The sequence below is a fragment of the Stenotrophomonas sp. 112478_Sma genome (genome assembly GCF_056479905.1).
The window spans coordinates 314,392-332,579 of record NZ_CM151072.1 but is presented as its reverse complement, the minus strand read 5'-3'; the positions used below and the strand labels follow the sequence as shown (position 1 = coordinate 332,579).

Annotated in this window: 21 protein-coding genes; 14 read left to right on the top strand and 7 right to left on the bottom strand. The window is 67.7% G+C overall.

Features of this window, described 5'->3' with window-relative positions:
* Window positions 1–103: 103 nt before the first annotated feature.
* Both argS and ACZK08_RS01500 read left to right on the top strand, forming a co-directional pair.
* Entirely contained in the window at window positions 104–1,792 is a 1,689-nt protein-coding gene (argS, locus tag ACZK08_RS01505; RefSeq protein WP_053516518.1) for an arginine--tRNA ligase, read from the top strand.
* 21 nt (window positions 1,793–1,813) lie between these two features.
* Window positions 1,814–2,692, top strand: coding sequence for an SPOR domain-containing protein (locus ACZK08_RS01500; protein WP_065182004.1), 879 nt, complete (start codon window positions 1,814–1,816; stop codon window positions 2,690–2,692).
* Between the two features lie 98 nt (window positions 2,693–2,790).
* On the opposite strand, the gene ACZK08_RS01495 is transcribed toward ACZK08_RS01500, so the two are convergent.
* Window positions 2,791–3,543 carry an SDR family NAD(P)-dependent oxidoreductase gene (locus ACZK08_RS01495; protein WP_065174225.1) on the bottom strand — a complete coding sequence of 251 codons (753 nt, stop codon included), beginning with the start codon at window positions 3,541–3,543 and terminating at the stop codon, window positions 2,791–2,793.
* A gap of 88 nt (window positions 3,544–3,631) precedes the next feature.
* Window positions 3,632–4,123 (bottom strand): hypothetical protein, encoded by a 492-nt coding sequence (locus ACZK08_RS01490; protein ID WP_065182005.1) that lies wholly within the window; start codon window positions 4,121–4,123, stop codon window positions 3,632–3,634.
* Between the two features lie 85 nt (window positions 4,124–4,208).
* Here ACZK08_RS01490 and ACZK08_RS01485 point away from each other — a divergent pair, with 85 nt between their 5' ends.
* The gene (locus ACZK08_RS01485; RefSeq protein WP_065182006.1) at window positions 4,209–4,676 is read left to right on the top strand and encodes a YehS family protein; all 468 of its coding nucleotides are present in this window, start codon (window positions 4,209–4,211) and stop codon (window positions 4,674–4,676) included.
* A gap of 54 nt (window positions 4,677–4,730) precedes the next feature.
* Here the strand turns inward: ACZK08_RS01485 and ACZK08_RS01480 are convergent, their stop codons facing one another.
* Window positions 4,731–5,423, bottom strand: a complete 693-nt coding sequence (locus ACZK08_RS01480) for a TorF family putative porin (protein WP_065182007.1) — start codon at window positions 5,421–5,423, stop codon at window positions 4,731–4,733.
* A gap of 164 nt (window positions 5,424–5,587) precedes the next feature.
* On the opposite strand from ACZK08_RS01480, the gene ACZK08_RS01475 reads away from it, so the two are divergent.
* A complete protein-coding gene (locus ACZK08_RS01475) occupies window positions 5,588–5,977 on the top strand; it encodes a DUF6165 family protein (RefSeq protein ID WP_065182008.1) in 390 nt (129 codons plus the stop codon).
* A 9-nt stretch (window positions 5,978–5,986) separates the two neighbouring features.
* Here ACZK08_RS01475 and ACZK08_RS01470 read toward each other — a convergent pair whose 3' ends face one another.
* Window positions 5,987–6,658: a response regulator transcription factor gene (locus ACZK08_RS01470; RefSeq protein ID WP_053516559.1), complete on the bottom strand. Its 672-nt coding sequence runs from the start codon at window positions 6,656–6,658 to the stop codon at window positions 5,987–5,989.
* Between the two features lie 186 nt (window positions 6,659–6,844).
* The gene (locus ACZK08_RS01465) at window positions 6,845–7,417 is read right to left on the bottom strand and encodes an OmpO family porin (RefSeq protein WP_053516527.1); all 573 of its coding nucleotides are present in this window, start codon (window positions 7,415–7,417) and stop codon (window positions 6,845–6,847) included.
* Window positions 7,418–7,690: 273 nt separating this feature from the next.
* Between ACZK08_RS01465 and ACZK08_RS01460 the strand changes: the two genes are divergently transcribed.
* Window positions 7,691–8,050 carry a DUF1428 domain-containing protein gene (locus tag ACZK08_RS01460; protein ID WP_053516528.1) on the top strand — a complete coding sequence of 120 codons (360 nt, stop codon included), beginning with the start codon at window positions 7,691–7,693 and terminating at the stop codon, window positions 8,048–8,050.
* Between the two features lie 14 nt (window positions 8,051–8,064).
* On the opposite strand, the gene ACZK08_RS01455 is transcribed toward ACZK08_RS01460, so the two are convergent.
* Window positions 8,065–8,751 (bottom strand): hypothetical protein, encoded by a 687-nt coding sequence (locus ACZK08_RS01455; RefSeq protein WP_065182009.1) that lies wholly within the window; start codon window positions 8,749–8,751, stop codon window positions 8,065–8,067.
* A gap of 137 nt (window positions 8,752–8,888) precedes the next feature.
* The gene (locus ACZK08_RS01450) at window positions 8,889–9,731 is read right to left on the bottom strand and encodes a histone (protein ID WP_065182010.1); all 843 of its coding nucleotides are present in this window, start codon (window positions 9,729–9,731) and stop codon (window positions 8,889–8,891) included.
* 491 nt (window positions 9,732–10,222) lie between these two features.
* Here ACZK08_RS01450 and ACZK08_RS01445 point away from each other — a divergent pair, with 491 nt between their 5' ends.
* The 9 genes from ACZK08_RS01445 to ACZK08_RS01405 all read left to right on the top strand — a co-directional run bounded on the left by ACZK08_RS01445 (window position 10,223) and on the right by ACZK08_RS01405 (window position 18,116).
* Window positions 10,223–11,656 (top strand): Do family serine endopeptidase, encoded by a 1,434-nt coding sequence (locus tag ACZK08_RS01445; protein ID WP_053516532.1) that lies wholly within the window; start codon window positions 10,223–10,225, stop codon window positions 11,654–11,656.
* A gap of 103 nt (window positions 11,657–11,759) precedes the next feature.
* The gene (locus ACZK08_RS01440) at window positions 11,760–12,125 is read left to right on the top strand and encodes a hypothetical protein (RefSeq protein WP_053516533.1); all 366 of its coding nucleotides are present in this window, start codon (window positions 11,760–11,762) and stop codon (window positions 12,123–12,125) included.
* A gap of 9 nt (window positions 12,126–12,134) precedes the next feature.
* The gene (locus ACZK08_RS01435; RefSeq protein WP_053516534.1) at window positions 12,135–12,605 is read left to right on the top strand and encodes a phage holin family protein; all 471 of its coding nucleotides are present in this window, start codon (window positions 12,135–12,137) and stop codon (window positions 12,603–12,605) included.
* Complete coding sequence (locus ACZK08_RS01430) at window positions 12,602–13,039, top strand: hypothetical protein (RefSeq protein WP_053516536.1); 438 nt, start codon at window positions 12,602–12,604, stop codon at window positions 13,037–13,039. Before ACZK08_RS01435 ends, ACZK08_RS01430 begins: the two co-directional genes overlap by 4 nt.
* 67 nt (window positions 13,040–13,106) lie before the next feature.
* Entirely contained in the window at window positions 13,107–14,216 is a 1,110-nt protein-coding gene (locus tag ACZK08_RS01425) for an AI-2E family transporter (protein ID WP_053516537.1), read from the top strand.
* Window positions 14,217–14,247: 31 nt separating this feature from the next.
* On the top strand, window positions 14,248–14,967 hold the full coding sequence (locus ACZK08_RS01420) for an HAD family hydrolase (RefSeq protein ID WP_065182011.1): 720 nt from the start codon (window positions 14,248–14,250) through the stop codon (window positions 14,965–14,967).
* A 3-nt stretch (window positions 14,968–14,970) separates the two neighbouring features.
* A complete protein-coding gene (locus tag ACZK08_RS01415) occupies window positions 14,971–16,338 on the top strand; it encodes a leucyl aminopeptidase family protein (RefSeq protein WP_065182012.1) in 1,368 nt (455 codons plus the stop codon).
* Between the two features lie 141 nt (window positions 16,339–16,479).
* Entirely contained in the window at window positions 16,480–17,583 is a 1,104-nt protein-coding gene (locus ACZK08_RS01410; protein ID WP_065182013.1) for a catalase family peroxidase, read from the top strand.
* Window positions 17,580–18,116, top strand: coding sequence for a cytochrome b (locus ACZK08_RS01405; RefSeq protein WP_065182014.1), 537 nt, complete (start codon window positions 17,580–17,582; stop codon window positions 18,114–18,116). The genes ACZK08_RS01410 and ACZK08_RS01405 overlap by 4 nt, the downstream gene beginning before the upstream one ends.
* Window positions 18,117–18,188: the final 72 nt, after the last annotated feature.

Below are 18,188 nucleotides of genomic sequence, written 5' to 3'. Positions count from 1 at the left end.
CCGGCCGACCCCGGGGGACCGCACAGGCAGGCAACGGTCAGCGTGGCCGCCGGCATCTGCGCTAAAATGGGCGATTCCGCCGCTCATTCTCACAGCAGGCCTCGTGAAAAATCTCCTCCGCGCCCTGATCAGCCAAGGCATCGAAGCCTTGCGCGCCAATGGCACCCTGCCCGCCGACTCCCTGCCGCCGGACTTCGTGGTCGAGCGCCCGAAGACCCGTGACCATGGCGACTTCGCCACCAACGCCGCAATGCTGCTGGCCAAGGCCGCGCGCAGCAACCCGCGCGCACTGGCGCAGGCACTGGTCGAGGCGCTGCCGCGCAGCGAGGACGTCAGCAAAGTCGAGATCGCCGGACCCGGCTTCATCAACTTCCATCTGGCTCCGGCCGCGTACCAGCGCGAAGCCGCCTCGGTCATCAAGGAAGGCCACGACTACGGGCGCAACCTGTCCGGCAACGGCCGCACGGTGGGCGTGGAGTATGTGTCGGCCAACCCGACCGGTCCGCTGCACGTCGGCCATGGCCGCGCTGCGGCGATCGGCGACTGCGTGGCCCGCGTGCTCGACGCCAACGGCTGGAACGCCAAGCGTGAGTTCTATTACAACGACGCCGGCGTGCAGATCGAGAACCTGGCGCTGTCGGTGCAGGCCCGCGTCCAGGGCATCGCCCCCGACCAGGAGGGCTGGCCGGAAGGCGGCTACCGCGGCGAGTACATCGCCGATGTCGCGCGAGCCTACATGGCCGGCGCCAGCGTCGACCTGGAAGGCACCCTCGTGGTCGGCGCCAAGGATCCGCACGACATGCAGGCGATCCGCCGCTTCGCGGTGGCCTACCTGCGCAACGAGCAGAACCTGGACCTGGCCGCGTTCGGCGTCGATTTCGACATCTACTTCCTGGAAAGCTCGCTGTACGCCGATGGCAAGGTCGCGGAAACCGTGGCCAAGCTGCAGGCGTCCGGCCACACCTACGAGGAAGGCGGCGCACTGTGGCTGCGCAGCACCGACTTCGGTGACGACAAGGACCGCGTGATGCGCAAGTCCGACGGCACCTTCACCTACTTCGTGCCGGACGTGGCCTACCACCTGTCCAAATGGCAGCGCGGCTACGAGCGCGCGATCACCGAGCTGGGCGCCGACCACCACGGGTCGCTGGCGCGCGTGCGTGCAGGCCTGCAGGCGCTGGAAGTGGGCATCCCGCAGGGCTGGCCCGAGTATGTGCTGCATCAGATGGTCACCGTCATGCGCGGCGGCGAGGAAGTGAAGCTGTCCAAGCGTGCCGGCAGCTACTTCACCCTGCGCGACCTGATCGAAGAAGCTGGACGCGATGCGACCCGCTGGTTCCTGATCGCGCGCAAGCCCGATTCGCAGCTGACCTTCGACATCGATCTGGCCCGCCAGCAGAGCAACGACAACCCGGTGTTCTACGTGCAGTACGCGCATGCCCGCGTGTGCAGCCTGCTCCGCCAGGCGCAGGAGAAGGGCCTGGCCTATGACCAGGGCAGTGGCCTGGGTCAGCTCGTGCGCCTGGCCGATGACGCCTCGCTGCTGCTGATGAACGAGATCTCGCGCTATCCGGAAGTGGTCGAAGCCGCCGGCGTGGCGCTGGAGCCGCATCTGGTGGCGCAGTACCTGCGTGAATTGGCGCATGCCTTCCACACGTGGTATCACGGGACACCGGTGCTGGTGGACGACGCCGACGATCGCAACGCCAAGCTGACGCTGGCCTGCGCGGCGCGTCAGGTGCTGGCCAATGGCCTCGACCTCCTGGGCGTGAGCGCCCCGGAAAAAATGTAAGCATCAGGAGACGCAGTACACATGGCAGCACGACGCGGCAAAAACCAGGCACGACGCAACAGCAGCAGCCAGGGCACCCCGGGATGGGTGTGGCTGGTCGCCGGTGTGGCCATCGCCGCCGTGGTGTTCCTGGCGGCGCCGAATCTGTTCAAGGGCGAGGGCGATGGCTTCCTGCGCGCCGGTCCGCAGCCGAACCCGAACGCGCAGCCGGCGCCGGTCGCCGATGCCGACAGCGATGTCGGCACGCAGCCGGCCGCACAACCGGCCACGCCGAAACCGGCCGAAGCCGAGAAGCCGGCGGCGACCCAGTACGACTTCTACACCCTGCTACCCGGCAAGGAAGTGGAGATGTCCGATGCCGAACTGGCTGCCAGCACCCGCGCCGAGGAACAGCGCCGGGCCAAGGCCGAAGCGCAGCGCGCGCAGGCGGCGCTGGAGGGCAAACCGGTCCCCGCAACGCTGGCACCGACCGCGACGGCCAGTGTCGCCAGCACGGCACCGGTGACCGCGACCAGCCGTCCGCTGCCTGCCCCGCTGAGCGAACGCCCGGCAACGGCTGCACCGGCCACGACCAGTCCGGCGGCGACCAGCACGGCATCGACCGCGCAGGCCGCCCGCGTGGACGCGCCGCCGGCCGCCGCTGCAGCACCGGCCGTGGCCGGCGACAACGCGCGCTACATCCTGCAGGCAGGTGCGTTCGGCGCCTCCGGCGACGCCGAGGCCACCAAGGCCAAGCTGGCGATGATGGGCCTGGCGGCACGGGTGGAGTCGGCGCAGATCAATGGCAAGACCGTGTACCGCGTGCGCATGGGGCCCTACGGCAGCGCCGGTGAGCTGTCCGAAGCCAAGCAGAAGCTGGATGGCACCGGCCTGCAGGCGATGGCGATCAAGGCACAGTGATCGTTCGGGTCTGAACGGAAGAAGCCGGGCATTGCCCGGCTTTCTTTTTTGGGCCCCGCAGGGCCGACCCACGCCCGGCGGCCCTGAAGGCACGCAGGTCAGCCCTCGCGCGCGACCTGGAAGCCGGCGAACGACTGGCTGACCGGCATCAGTTCCAGGCGGTTGATGTTCAGATGCGGCGGCAGGCTGGCAACCCAGAAGATCTGCTCGGCGATGTCCTCGGCGGTCATCGGGTTGGCGCCGGAGTACAGCTTGTCCGACGCGGCCTGGTCACCGTGGGTACGCACCACCGTGAACTCGGTCTCGGCCATGCCCGGCTCGATGGTGGTCACACGCACGCCCGTACCGTGCAGGTCCGAACGCAGGCCCAGCGAGAACTGGCTGACGAACGCCTTGGTACCGCCATACGCGTTGCCGCCCGGGTACGGGTAGACGCCGGCAACCGACGAGATGTTGATGATCGCACCCCTGCGTTCGACCAGCTGCGGCAGCAGGCGGTGGGTCAACGTCACCAGGGCGGTGATGTTGGTATCGATCATCGTCGTCCAGTCCTGCAGGCTGGCGCTCTGCGCCGGAGCGGTGCCCTGCGCGAGACCGGCGTTGTTGACCAGCAGGTCGATCTCACCGAATGCGGGGGGCAGCGCCAGCAGCGCCGCTTCCATTGCGATCGGATCGCGGACATCAAACGCCGCTGCGTGCACCACGTCCTTGCCATAGCGCTCGACCAGCGGTTGCAGGCGGTCGCTGCGACGGCCGGTGGCGATCACCTTCCAGCCTGCCTGGGCGAAGCGATGGACGGCGGCGGCGCCAAATCCGGACGTGGCGCCGGTAATCAGGACGGTGCGGGACATCAGGCAACTCCGTGGAGGAACGAGACCCCCATTCTGGCACCGTCGGCAGGACCCTGCCTTGCCTGATCGGTCTTCGCGCCGGGCACACTCAGCGCAGGCGGAACACGCGGGCCTTCGGCAGATCCTCGTCGACCTGCAGGAACCAGCGGCCGGCGATGCCCGGGATCACTTCGATCTGCGGCGCCTGGAGGGCCCTGCGCAGCTTCATCTGTCCCTTCATCACCTGCCATTGCTGTCCGTTGTCGAGGGTGAACACCGTGCCGGGGGCCCAACCGGCCACCTCCCCCACCATGCGTGCGCTGACCGGGCCTTCTTCCAGCCCCAGGTGCATGGCGGCCGGCGCCGGAACATTCGCAGGCAGCGGCGCGCCGGCGGGGGCGGCCGTGACCGCGGAAATGGCAGGCGACGCGGCCTCTGCCTGGCGCAGCACGCGGTTCAACGCCTGCAGCTGGGCCGGACTCAGCCCCACTTCGGCCAGCTGGGCCGCAGTGAGCCGCTGTTCGACCGGAACAAAACGGTCCTGGGCATGGGCGGCAACACTGCTGGCCGCCAGCAGGAGGAGAACGAGGTACCGGCGCATCGGAGGAGGTCTCTACGGAACAGCGCTCACGATGCTTCAATCCGGTGACAATCCGGTGACAACGGCCAGACCGCTACAATGGGCCATGATCAACAATGATGTACTGCGCAGCGTGCGCTACTCCCTGGACCTGGGCGACCATCACGTGGTGGCCCTGTGCCAGCTGGCCGACCCGACCTTCGCGGTGGATCTCGAGCAGGCCAGGGCCTGGCTGCGGCGCGAGGATGAAGCCGGCTTCGTGCCGATGGACGACAGTGCGCTGGCGCACTTCCTGGATGGCCTGATCGTGCACCTGCGCGGCCGCGACGAGAGCCAGCCGCAGCGCGCCGTGGAAACCCGCATCGACAACAACCTGGTGCTGAAGAAGCTGCGCGTGGCGTTCCAGCTGCGCGACGTCGATCTGATGGACATCTTCGCCAGCGCCGGCTTCAAGGTATCCAAGTCCGAGATCGGGGCGCTGTTCCGCCAACCCGGGCATGCCAACTACCGACGTTGCCTGGATCAGATGCTGCGCAATTTCCTCAAGGGCCTGAGCCAGCGCCTGCGCGGTTGAGCCGCCCGGTACCGGCCCATGGATGGCCGATACCGTCGTGGCGGCGCCGGCCCGCTAGAAGCTGCCCTGCAGCGCCAGTTCCCAGCGCCCGCCCGCGTTGCCCGGGAACAGGCGTCTGGCCGCGGTATCGGTGTCATGCACGGTGGCCCGCACTTCCCACGCCGGAGCCAACGTGGCGATGGCGCTGAGCTGCCCGTGCACGTAATCCGGCCCCTGCGCGGCCGTCAGCCAGTAGTGGCCCACGGCCGCTTCAAGCCGGATGCGCTCGTGCAGCGGCAGGCGCACGCCCAACTGTGCGTAGGTACCGCGATGGCCACCGCCCAGGGCATCGCTGGAATGCGCGACCTGCAGCCAGGTCCGCTGCTTCCAGCCCACCGTGGCAGCGAACTCTGTCCAGTCCAGCGCGCGGGCTGTCCCCGGATACACGTAGCGGGTCAGGTTGGCGTCCAGCGTCCAGTCCGCGGCCGGTGTGCCGGACCAGCCCGCCACCAGATCGAACTCGCTGCGTGCGCCGTTGTCCGGATTGAACGATACGTTCGAGCCCCACGCGCTGGCATACCACCCGGACGCGAGCGCGAGCTTCGCTCCGGCCTGCACCGCCGGGTCGCGGTCACTCTGCGAACTGCCCCGCCAGACGTAATCGCTGGTCAACGTGGCGTTGCCGCTCACCTGTGCCTGCGCGCTGCCCACGCCCAGCAGTCCCGCCAACGCCGCGGCCAACGCCACGATCATTCCCTTGCTGTCCACTGCACATCATTCCTCATCCAATGGCGGCTCAACCGCCGGGACGGCAGTGTCGATGGCCGGGCCGTAACGGTTCGATGGCGTTGCGGTGGCCGGGGCGCAAAATCAGCGTAAAACCGCTTGGCAGTGGCGCGGTATGATGGCCGCCTGTTTCCAGGAAACCACCCATGGACGCCATCCTGACGCCGGTATCGATCGGCGAGCTGATCGACAAGATCACCATTCTCGAGATCAAGGCCGAACGCATCGGCGATGCCACCAAGCTGGCCAATGTGCGCACCGAGCTGGACGGCCTGCTGCCGTTGCAGCAGCAGCAGCTGCAGGCACAGCCGGCACTTGCCGCGCTGAAGCAGCAACTGAAGGCCATCAACGAGCGCATGTGGGACATCCAGGACCAGCTGCGCGACAAGGAAGCGGCACAGGTGTTCGATGATGCCTTCGTCCAGCTGGCGCGCGGCGTGTACGGTACCAATGGCGAGCGCGTGCAGGTCAAGAACGAGATCAACCGCGTTGCGGGGTCGGCACTGGTCGAAGAGAAGCAGTACCAGGGGGAATAAGCCCGGGTTTCAGCCGCATTCGAGCAGGTGGCGGATGCGGAACAGCTCGCCGTCGCTGCGGATGCCGAGCTTCTGGTAGGCGGCTTTTTTCTGCGAGCTGACCGTGCTTGCGGAACGGCCGAAGCGCTGCGCGACTTCGCCGGTGCTGCAGCCTTCCAGCACCAGGCGCAGCACCTCGCGCTCGCGGCGGCTGAGCGGCATCAATGAGGGCATGCGGCGCGCCCGCGAGCGGCTCAACTGCGGGCGCAGTTCCGGCGGCACGAACCGCCCACCCCGGGCCACCACCTCCACAGCCCGCAGCAGCACGCGCGGTGCGGTCGCCTTGGACAGGAAGCCGCGCGCGCCGGCCTGCATGGCCGTCACCACCGTGCTGGCGTTGCAATGGGCTGAAAGCACCAGCACCGGCAACGACGGCCACTGCTGCGACAGCGTGCGCAGCAGTTGCAGGCCAACCCCCTGGTCACCCAGCGGAAGTGCATCGATCACCAGCAGATCGACACAACCGGGCTGCTGATGCAGCAGCGACAGCAGGTCGGCTTCATTGGCGAAGCTGCCACGGACCTGCAGACCGCTGTGCTCACATAACAACACTTCCAGGCCCAGCCGCAGCACCGGATGCGGATCCAGCAGCGCCAGGCGGCGCAGCTTCCCGGTATGCGGGGTGGCGGGGGCGGGCGGCATCAGTCGGATCCGGCGGAAGTGGATGCCCACCGTAGGTCGCGCCCTGCAACGGCGGAATCCAATTCGTTGCAATGCAGCATCGACTGCGCAGCCGCAGTCAGATTTCATTTCGGTTGGGTGGAACGCAACAGGCCCGGCAGATGCCGGGCCTGTCGATGCATGCAGGGCGCAGAGCGCCTGCAGCGATTACCAGCTGAAGCGCGGGCCGACGGTGTATTCCTTGTCACCGTCGCGGTTCATCTTGAGCTCGCCGTTCAGGCCCCAGTTCTGGTTCAGCTTCACCTGACCACCCAGGCGGCCGTACCACTCGCCTTCCGGATTGATGCCGCGCTTCTTCGAGAAGTCTTCGTAACCAACCATGCCGTAGACTTCGGCGTGGGCACCGAACGCGGTGCGGATGCCGGCTTCAGCGCTGTAGCCGTTGAAATCCAGGCCATGCTCCAGGTCACGCTTCTGGTACGCCACGCGTGCCACGAAGTCGGTCGACGGTGCGATTTCCTGGTTGTAGCCGACACCGACCTTCCACTGGTCCAGCTTGAGATTGGTGTGGTCGATTTCCTGGCGGCTGTAGTCACCGAAGGCGTGGAAGTTCGGCAGGAAGCCGTAGGAACCCTTCACGCCCCAGCCGTCGGCCTTGAACGCGTCGATGTCGGTCTTGGCGTAGTTGGCTTCAGCATAGTTGTAGGACAGGTTCTCGGCAGCCGAGGCGGAGAACGGCAGGGCAGCAGCCAGCGCCAGGGCAATCAGCGAATTCTTCATGGGGGTACACCTTTGCTTTCTTATGGTGAGCAGCAGCGCGGAAGCGCCGTCGCATCGGGAATGTAAATTCTCCGTTATTCGCCACAACGCACCCTGAAAACAGCAACCTTCGCATTGCTGAATTTTCTGGCTTGATTCAGGCGGTCTCTGGCATACGCGCGGCGCGCGGTACGTCCTGAATGCTTCGACCGCGGCCGTGTCGATCTGCGGCGCCCTGGTTCGTCGAACAGAAGAAGGCCGCACATGCAGTGCGGTCCATCACGGAGGCAGGCAATGAGTTACATCGATGGTTTCGTTCTGGCGGTTCCCACCGCCAACAAGGAAAAGTTCCTCGCCCATGCGCGAAGCGGCGACGTGGTCTTCATCGAGTACGGGGCGCTGCGCGTGGTCGAGTGCTGGGGCGATGACGTGCCGCATGGCAAGACGACGGATTTCTTCGGCGCAGTGAAAGCGACACCGGAAGAGACGGTGGTGTTTTCCTGGATCGAGTGGCCTGACAAGGCCACCCGTGATGCGGGCATGCAGAAGATGATGGAAGACCCGCGCCTTGACCCCGCTAAGAACCCGATGCCGTTCGACGGTGCGCGGATGATCTATGGCGGTTTCACACCCATCTACGAACTGACCCGCTGACGCCTTCGCGGCGCTCAGCGCGTACCTGCGTCGTCTTCTCCGGCAGTGCCGGCGCCCAGTGCGGCGCCGGCCCCCAGGCCGAGCCCGCCCATGCCGGCGCCCATGCCCATTCCTCCGCCTCCGCCCGCACGACCGCCCTTGCCTTCGCCTTCAGGGCGGCCCTTGCCGCCCCCGCTGCCGCCCGCGGGCCGGGTCGGGCCCTGCCGTGGAATCTGCAGATCGGCCGGGATCGGCGCCAGATCCAAGGCTTCGCGGACAAAATCGCGCAGCGACACCACCAGCTCATGCGTGTGCACAGGTCGTCCCTGCGCCAGCTCATCGGCGGCGCGCGCGGCCAGCCGCACCTGCTCATCGGTACCCAGCAGCAGGATGTCCGACAAGGCCGCTTCGACGGCATCGCGGATGCGCCTCGCGCGATCCGAGCCGGGTTCGACGATGCCCTGCTCATGGGCGCGCTGGCGCAGGTCGCGCAGATGGCTGGGGTCGACCCCCAGCTCACCGGTGAACGAACCGCCCAGGGTCTTGTAGGCGGCCATCAGCGTGCGCAGCCGTTCGTTGATCTGCCGGTTCTCGCGCTCGCGGCGCTGCTGCAGGGTCTGCATCACCAGCAGGCGGATACCCACGCCCAGCAGCGTTATCAGCACCAGGCCGGCCAACGTGGAAAGCACACCCTGCCAGGAACTGAAATCGATGCCGCGCATGATGGGAACTCCAGCGGAGGGACTTCATCTTGCCCCAGGACGACCCCGCAGGCTTCATGCCGGGCCGTTGTATCGCCCCATGAACGCAGAAGGCCCCACCACCCGGCAGGGCGGAGGGGCCTTCGCCGCTCGCGCGATTACTTGCGCTTGGCGGCCTTGCGCACGGCTTTCTTGGCCGGAGCCTTCTTCGCCGGAGCCTTCTTGGCAGCGGCCTTCTTCAGAGGCGCAGCCTTGCGGGCGACGGCCTTCTTGGTGGTCGCTGCCTTCTTGGCAACCGTCTTGCGGGTGGCAGCGGCCTTCTTGCCGACAACCTTCTTGGCGGCAGCCGTCTTCTTGGCGGCGACCTTGCGGGTAGCGGCAACCTTCTTGCCGACAACCTTCTTCGCGGCCACGGTCTTCTTGCCAGCCACCTTCTTGGCGGCGACCGTCTTCTTGGCCACGGCCTTCTTGGCGGTGGCCACCTTCTTGCCGACAACCTTCTTCGCGGCGGCGGCCTTCTTGGCGACCGTCTTCTTGGTGGCGGCTGCCTTCTTGGTCGCAGCCTTCTTCACCGTGGCGACCTTCTTGCCGGCAGCCTTGGTGGCGGCCTTGGTGGACTTCTTGGCAACAGCAGCCTTCTTGGCGACAGTCTTGCCGGCAGCGGCCTTCTTCTTGGCCACTTCCTTCTTCAGGGCAGCGGCTTCGGCCTTGGCATTCTTCTTGGCGGCTTCCAGCTTCTGCTTGGCCTTGGCGACCGTCTTGCCGACCGACTTGGCGGCCTTCTCGGCCTTCTTGGCAACGGTCTTCTCGACCTTGGCCACGGCCTTCTTGGCCTTGGCGACGCGGGTGGTGGCGGCCTTGCGGGCGCGCTTGACGGTCTTCTTGACCGACTTCACTGCGTCTTCAGCGGCGTGGGCGATGGTCTCGCCGACGTTGGTGGCGGTTTCTTTCGCGTTCTCGACGGCGTCGGTCACGACCGACACACCATTACCGTTGCTCATGTTGCCCTCCTGGGGGCGTGGATTGTCAAAACGGGGCGATGCTATACCGACAATGACGATCGTGGAACGGGTGGTACGCCTGCAATCGCGTCTGCTGCGACGATAGTAGTGTATGGGGAGGCTGGTGCTGCTACCGTCGATCCGCAGCAAACCCCTTTTTTTCAGCGCTGCGCCATGGGATTGAGGTGCACGTCGCGGCGACGGGCTGCCTGCACGCCCCTTGCCGGAACCTGCACGCGCGACGTGCCATCGCACACCTTGGATCGGCGGAACTGCGCAAGTATCAGAGGGTGTCCTGACCACGCCGGCGGACACACCCTATCGGTGTAGCGCCGATGGCCGACCGCACCGCAGGCGGGTCAGCCGTCGTCGAGTGCCGCATCGACGAGGGTCTCTTTCATCGCGCATTTATCCACGCCGCGGCAGATTCATTCAGCTTGTTTTACCGTATGGGCCAACGGCCCCCATCCCACGCCTGCGAACCGACTCCCATGCGACCGCTACCTACCCTTCTCACGCTCGCAATCGCCGCCGCCTTCGGTGGATTCGTCGCCACCGGCATCAACGCCCACCTGGACAACCGCGCCGACGCCGCGCCCTTGCCGGCGGCCCTTCCGGCCACCGCCGCATTGCCGGCTTCGGTCGCCGGCCAGCCGGTGCCTTCGCTGGCACCGATGCTGGAAAAGACCATGCCCGCCGTGGTCAGCGTCAACACCAAGCAGGTGGTACGGGTACGCAACCCCTTCTTCAACGACCCGTTCTTCCGCCGCCTGTTCCCGGACATCCCGCAGGAACGGATCAACGAATCGCTGGGTTCGGGCGTCATCATCGACGCGAAGGAAGGCCTGGTGCTGACCAACCACCACGTCATCGAGAACGCCGATGACGTGCAGGTGACGCTCGCTGACGGGCGCACGGTCAAGGCGGAATTCCTCGGTTCGGACCGCGACACCGACATCGCCCTGATCCGCATCCCGGCGCAGAACCTCACCGAGATCAAGCTCGGCAACAGCGACCAGCTGCGGGTCGGCGACTTCGTGGTGGCGATCGGCAATCCGTTCGGCTTCAGCCAGACGGTGACCTCGGGCATCGTCTCGGCGGTCGGCCGCAGTGGCATCCGTGGGCTGGGCTACCAGAACTTCATCCAGACCGACGCCTCGATCAACCCGGGCAACTCCGGAGGTGCGCTGGTCGATCTGCAGGGCCAGCTGGTCGGCATCAACACCGCCAGCTTCAACCCGCAGGGCAGCATGGCCGGCAACATCGGCCTGGGCCTGGCCATTCCCACCAACCTGGCGCGCAGCGTGGTCGACCAGCTGGTCAAGCATGGCGTGGTGGTGCGCGGCACCCTGGGCGTGGAAAGCCAGAACCTGAGCGCGCAGATCGCCCAGGGCCTGGGCCTGGGCGAAACCCGCGGCGCGCTGATCACCCGGGTACTGGCCGGTTCGGCCGGTGCGGCGGCCGGGCTGAAGCCGGGCGACGTCGTGGTTGCCGCCAACGGTCAGCGCGTGGACAGCGCCGAAGCCCTGCACAACGTGGAGGGCCTGGCAGCGGTAGGCAGCGTACTGGCGCTGGACGTGCGCCGCGAAGGCAAGCCGCTGCAGATCCGGGCGACGCTGAAGGAGCAGGCGCGCGCCGCCAGCGGCGACAGCCTGGACCCGCGCCTGGGCGGCGCGACCTTCGTCGACCTGCCCGAATCACTGCGCCAGTCCGGCGTACGCGGGGTGCTGGTCAGCGAGGTCAAGCGCGGCAGCCGCGCAGCCAGCAACGGGCTCCAGCAGGGCGACATCATCACCGATGCCACGGTGGGTGAATTCGCCGACCTGGCCAGCTGGCGCGCCAATTTCCAGCAGCGGCCACCGACCCTGGTGCTGCGCATCCTGCGCAACAACGGCCAGCAGCAGGGCCAGTTGGTGATGCGCTGATCGCTCCGCCGTAACACCCCCTATACCCGGCCAGTGCTATTGCTATACGTCCCTGTCGGCTGAAGCCGATCGTCCGTTCCCCCATCGCAACAGGAGTGATTCGATGAGCCCCACCAATACCGAGAACCTGAAGGAACACCTGGGTGAAGCCGGTTCCCACCTCAAGCAGGCCGCCAGTGCTGCCGGCGGTGCGATCAAGGGCGCGACCGGCGCTGCAACCGACGAACTGCGCATCGGCAAGGCCAACGTCAAGGCCGAGCTGTCCGACACGGCGCTGTCCGGCCTGGCTGCGGCTGAATTCGGCGGCGCTGCCGCCAAGGAACAGGTCGATGCACTGATGGACAAGGGCAAGGATCTGATCGACAGCGCCGCTGAACTGATCCGTGAACGTCCCTTGGCATCGTTCGGTGTTGCCTTCGCCACTGGCTGGATCATCGCCAAGCTGGCTCGCGGCAGCAGCGACAAGTAAGTCCACGGCGTGAGCGAAGACAACACGCAACGCCCCGATCCGGCGGCCACCCCGCCGCTGGACGAGAGCATCCGCCAGGTCGGCGCGGCCGGTCGCGCCGCCGCCGATTCGGCCAAGCACACGCTGCGCTCGCTGCGTCGCCTGGCCTCGTCGGATTTCGCGCTCGCCCGCAGTGCGTTCGGCCGGGCCCTGGCCTGGGCGGGCGTGGCGATCGTGTTCGGGGCCTCGGCCTGGCTGCTGATGGCCGCCACGCTCATCGCCCTGCTGCAGAGCTGGGGCCTGAGTTGGCTGCAGGCGCTTCTGATTACCTCGCTGATCAGCCTCGCAGTAACCGGCTATGCGATCTGGCGGGTGTCCTACTTCTTCCACCACACCGGCATGCATGCTACCCGGCGCCAGCTGTCGCGCCTTGGCCTGTTCGACGAGCCCAGCGAAGACGATCCCGATGCCGGCGTACAGATTCCGGAGGGCAAGCCATGAAGTTCGGCGCATTGCAGCGGCGGGTGAAGCGTTGCGAACAGGTGGTGGCCGTGCGCATGGGTGAAACCCAGGACAACTGGACCGTGCTCAGCGAGGTCTGGCGCCGGGGCTGGTCTCCCCTGCGCATCGTGGTGGTCGGCCTGGCCGGTGGCTTCGTGGCCGGCAAGCTGGAAGTGCCGGGCAAAGTGAACGGTGCGCGCTGGCTGCAGATGATCGGCTCGGTCTCCAGCCTGGTGGCCAGCGGCCAGGCAGCGCTGGCTGCCGCCGTGGCAGCCTACGCCGCCGACACCGCAGACGATGCGGCCGACACTGCCGAAGCCGCCGCCGACCCGGTCGCTCCCGCTGCCGCGGCACCCGCTTCCGCGCCACCTGCCGAGCCTGAGGCGCGCGAACCGCGGCCTGCCGAAGCGGCCACCGAACTGTCCGAACGTTGACGAACAGCATCCGCCGCGTTGACCGCGGCGGACAGATAATAGGCTCCCCTTCCCGGTCGGTACGTCGATGAGCGAGTCCCTCCTGTCCCCGTCACCGGCCGAACCCGCACCGTCTGCTGCCGCCCTTCCGCCGCCCACCCGCCCGCGCGGGCCGATGTCGCTGGTGGTGCTGGCAACGCTGGCGGTGGCCTACACGCTGTGGGCCGCACAGGACATCATCCTGCCGGTACTGCTGGCGATGTTCTTCGCGCTGGTCGGCAACCCGATCCTGCGCCTGCTGCAGAAGCTGTGGATTCCGCGGGCGCTGGGAGCGCTGCTGGTTCTCGGTGCCGGCCTGGGCGTGACCAGCTCGCTGGCCGTGCAGCTGATCGGCCCGGCGATGGAATGGGCGCAGGAAGCGCCACAACAGCTGCGCAAGGTCGCCCGGCAGGTACAGGATCTGACCAAGCCGGTGCAGCAGGCCAATCTGGCGGCCGAGAACTTCGCCCGCGTTGCCGGCGGCGACAGCAATCGCAAGGTGCAGGTGATCCGCACCCAGCTGGACGATCCCTATCGCATGCTGACCCGCGCACCCCGGCTGGCCGCCTCGGTACTGGCCGTGGTCCTGCTGACGCTGTTCTTCATGATCTATGGGCAAAGCCTGCAGCGCGCGGCGATCGCATTGTTCCCGAACCGCCAGCAACAGCGCTTCACCAGCGACATCCTGCGCTCGATCGAGCGCGAGGTGTCGCGCTATGTGCTGACCATCAGCGTGATCAACACGCTGGTCGGCCTGGTTTTCGCGGGCGTGCTGATGCTGCTGGGGATCGGCCTGCAGGAAGCGCTGCTGTGGGGGACGGTGGCGGCACTGCTGAACTTCGCGCCCTATGTGGGCCCGTTGATCGGAGTAGCGCTGATGCTGCTGATGGGCTTCGTCGAATTCCGCGACCCGCTGCAGGCACTGCTGCCCGCCGCGGCGTATCTGGGCCTGCATACCCTGGAGGGCCAGCTGGTGACCCCGATCGTGCTGGGCCGGCGCATGAAGCTCTCGCCGCTGGTCCTGATCCTGGCACTGATGGTGTTCGGCTGGGCCTGGGGCATGATCGGGCTGCTGCTGGCGGTGCCGCTGCTGGTCTGCATCAAGCTGGTGCTGGCCCGGCTGGACGGCATGCAGGGCTGGGCGCGCCTGCTGGAATGAAAGCGCGCGCGGGCAGGCGTAGAATGACCGGGTGAATTTCCCCGTCCTTGCCATCACCCTCGACCTCGACGACACGCTGTGGCCGTTCGCACCGATCGGCGCCCGCATCGACCAGGTGCTGCACGACTGGATGCGTGAACACAGCCCGGCCACCGCCGCGATGTATCCGCTGGCGGCGATGCGCGAACTGCGCGAGCGCTCGTTCCGCGACAACCCGCATCTGCATCATGACCTGAGCGCGCTGCGCCGGCTGACGCTGCGTGAGGCGCTGCAGAACAGCGGCGCCAGCCTGGACCTGCTGGAGCCGGCCTACGAAGCGTTCTATGCCGCGCGCAACCAGGTGGAGTGCTATCCCGATGCCCTCGAGGCTCTGGAGCGTATCGCCGCGCGGGTACCGGTGGCCGCGCTGAGCAATGGCAATGCGGACCTGCAGCGGATCGGGCTGGCCCATCATTTCGCCTTCCAGCTGGGTGCGCGCGAACATGGCGCGGCGAAGCCGGAGGCGAGCATTTTCCATGCCGCGTGTGCCCGGCTGGGCGTGGCCCCGGCGCAGGTGCTGCATGTCGGTGACCACATCGAGATGGACGTGGCCGGCGCCATCGCCGCCGGCCTGCGCGGCTGCTGGATCAACCGCGACGCCGCCACCTGGACCCATCCGCAGCTGCAGCCCGACCTGCAGTTCGACACCCTCACCGGCCTGGCCGACTGGTTGGACGCCAACCTCGGCGCCACCGCACCCCGGAGCAATTGACGCATGAGCGAGATCACGGGCTTCACCGCCGACACTTCTGCCGCACTGCCGCTGTACGTGCTGGATCGCGAGCAGTTCGCCCGCTGGAACGCCGGACAGCCGGCCGCCACGCAGGCCTGGCTGGCCTCGCAGGGCTTCACCGCCGGCTCGCACAGCATCGCCCTGCTGCCCGGCAGCGAGGGTCTGGCCGGTGCGGTGATGGGCGTGGGCGATCGCGGCGATGCCTACAGCTATGCGCACGCGCCGCACGCCCTGCCCGAAGGCAGCGTGTGGCAGCTCGCCAGTGAGCTGCCGGCCAGCGAGCAGGCACTGCTGCAGCTGGGCTGGGGCCTGGGCAGCTATCGCTTCGACCGCTACCGCAAGCGCAACCGGCACCCGGCGCAGCTGGTTGCCGCACCGACCGGGGAAGTGGCGGATCTGATCGCCGCCAGCCTGCGCGTGCGCGACTGGGTCAACACGCCCACCGAAGACATGGGTCCGCAGCAGCTGGAAGAGGCCGCACGCACGCTGGCAGCGGCGCACGGCACCGAGGTCGAAGCGATCACCGGTGATGCGCTGCTGGCGCAGAATTTCCCGGCCATCCATGCCGTCGGCCGCGCATCGCATCGCGCGCCGCGCCTGGTCGTGCTGCGCTGGGGCAAGGCGACGGATCCGGCGCTGGTGCTGGTCGGCAAGGGCGTGTGCTTCGATACCGGTGGGCTGGACATCAAGCCGGCCGATGGCATGCGCAACATGAAGAAGGACATGGGCGGCGCCGCGCACGCGCTGGCCCTGGCAGGACTGGTGATGGCCCAGCAGCTGCCGGTGCGCCTGACCCTGCTGGTGCCGGCGGTGGAGAACGCGATCGGCCCGGATGCGTTCCGTCCGGGCGAAGTCATCGCCACCCGCAAGGGCCTGAGCGTGGAGATCGACAACACCGACGCCGAAGGCCGTGTGATCCTGTGCGACGCGTTGACCTTCGCCGCTGAGCAGAAGCCGGACCTGGTTCTGGACTTCGCGACCCTGACCGGCGCTGCGCGCATCGCGCTGGGCCCGGACCTGCCGGCACTTTTCAGCAACGATGACACCGTCGCCCAGCAGTGGCTGCAGGCCGGAGATGAAACGCGCGACCCGGTCTGGCGCATGCCGCTGTGGCGTCCCTACCTGCGTTACCTGAGCAGCGGCATCGCCGACCTGGCCAATGCCGGTTCGCGCATGGCGGGCTCGGTTACTGCCGCGCTGTACCTGGAGCGCTTCCTTGAGGATGGCCAGCGCTGGGCGCACCTGGATGTGTACGCCTGGAACGATGGTGAACGGCCGGGCCGCCCGGCCGGCGGCGAAGCACTGGCCCTGCGCTCGGCCTGGGCGATGCTGAAGGCACGCTACGCCTGAGCGCAGCCGATGCGCGGGTGGAGCCGGACAGGGGTCCGCTCCACCGAGTTGTGACGAAAAATTGAATTCCGGCCACGGTCGGGTTCTGCGAGGATGTGTCGGTCGACCACCCACACATTCCGTGAAGGCAGGACTCCGACCATGTCGCTCTTCCGCTACACCCGCGCCGGCCAGGGGCCGCGCACACCGCGCAGGCATTCGCCGCTGCCCTGGATCGCGCTGATCGCCCTGATTCTTGGCGGGATCACGCTGGGCTTTGCCTGGCTGGCCGGCTGGGTCGGCCACCGCCTCACCGCGCAACGCTTCACCGACACCATCGAGGCCACCGGCCCGGCCCATCCCGGGTTCCGCCGTGCGCACAGCAAGGGCGTGTGCGTGAGTGGCTGGTTCGCACCCAGTGCACAGGCGCCGACGCTGTCCAGCGCGCGCGTGTTCTCGCAGGCCCGGGTACCGGTGCTGGGCCGCCTGTCGATCGGTGGTGGCGATCCCCATGGGGCCGATGGCAGCGCCCGGGTGCGCAGCATCGCCCTGCAGCTGGTCAGCGACGATGGCCAGGAATGGCGGATGGCGATGAACAGTTTCCCGTTCTTCGCGGTGCCGACGGCGGAGGCCTTCTTCGAACAGACGCAGGCGCAGATCCCGGATCCGGCGACCGGCAAGCCCGACCCGCAGAAGATGGCGGCGGTGCTGGCCAAGTACCCCAGCGCGCAGGCGTTCCAGCAATGGGCACGGACCGCGCCGTGGACCGACAGCTGGGCCAATACCCGCTTCAACAGCGTCAACAGCTTCTGGTTCACCAATGCGCAGGGCCAGCGACGCGCCGTGCGCTGGCAATGGCAGCCCCGCACGCCGGTCGCCGAGCTTGATGCCGACGCCCGCAAGCGCGCCGATGTCGATTTCCTCAGCCAGGACCTGCAGCGCCGGCTGGCGGCCGGCCCGGTGCAATGGGACCTGGTGGTCAGCATCGCCGAACCGGGGGACGCCATCGATGATCCGTCGGTGCCCTGGCCGGACGCGCGGGAAACGGTGGTGGCAGGCGTGCTGAGCCTGGAACGCATGCAGTCGCAGGAACAGGGCGCCTGCGGCGAGCTGAACTTCGACCCGCTGATCCTGCCCAGCGGCATCCGCGGCAGTGATGATCCGATCCTGGCCGCGCGGTCGGCGGTCTATTCGCAGTCGTTCAACCGGCGCGAGCGCGAGCGCGCGGCCGGAGCGGCAGCGCAACCGAAGGAGGCTGCACGATGAGTACCGGCAATGGCCACTTCAACCTGTTGGCGCGGGTACTGCACTGGTCGATGGCGGTGATGATCATCGCCATGCTGTTCATCGGCGTGACCATGGTCGCCTCGCTGCACCTGCGGCCGATGCTGCTCGACCTGCACCGCCCGCTGGGCATCGCAATCGGCGTGCTGGTGCTGCTGCGCCTGTACAACCGCCTGCGCCATCGGCCGCCGCCGCTGCCTGCCGATCTTCCGGTGTGGCAGGTGATGGCGGCAAAGGCATCGCACTGGATGCTGTACGCGCTGATGCTGGCAATGCCGCTGGTGGGCTGGGCAATGCTGTCCGCGGGAGGCTACCCCATCGTGCTGGGGGGCGGACTGCACCTGCCACCGATCGTGCCGCACACACCGGCACTGTATGCAGCGCTGCGCAGCGCGCACAGCCTGCTGGCCTACGTGCTGTTCGCCACGGTGCTGATGCATGTCGGTGCCGCCCTCTTCCACCTGTGGGTCCGCCGCGATGGCGTGTTCCAGGCGATGGCGCGCGGGAAGGACTGACGCGACTGCGGCCTGTCGATCGCTCGTGGGCCAGGGAACCCCTCGGGAGCCGCCGGGCATGGCTCGGCTCAA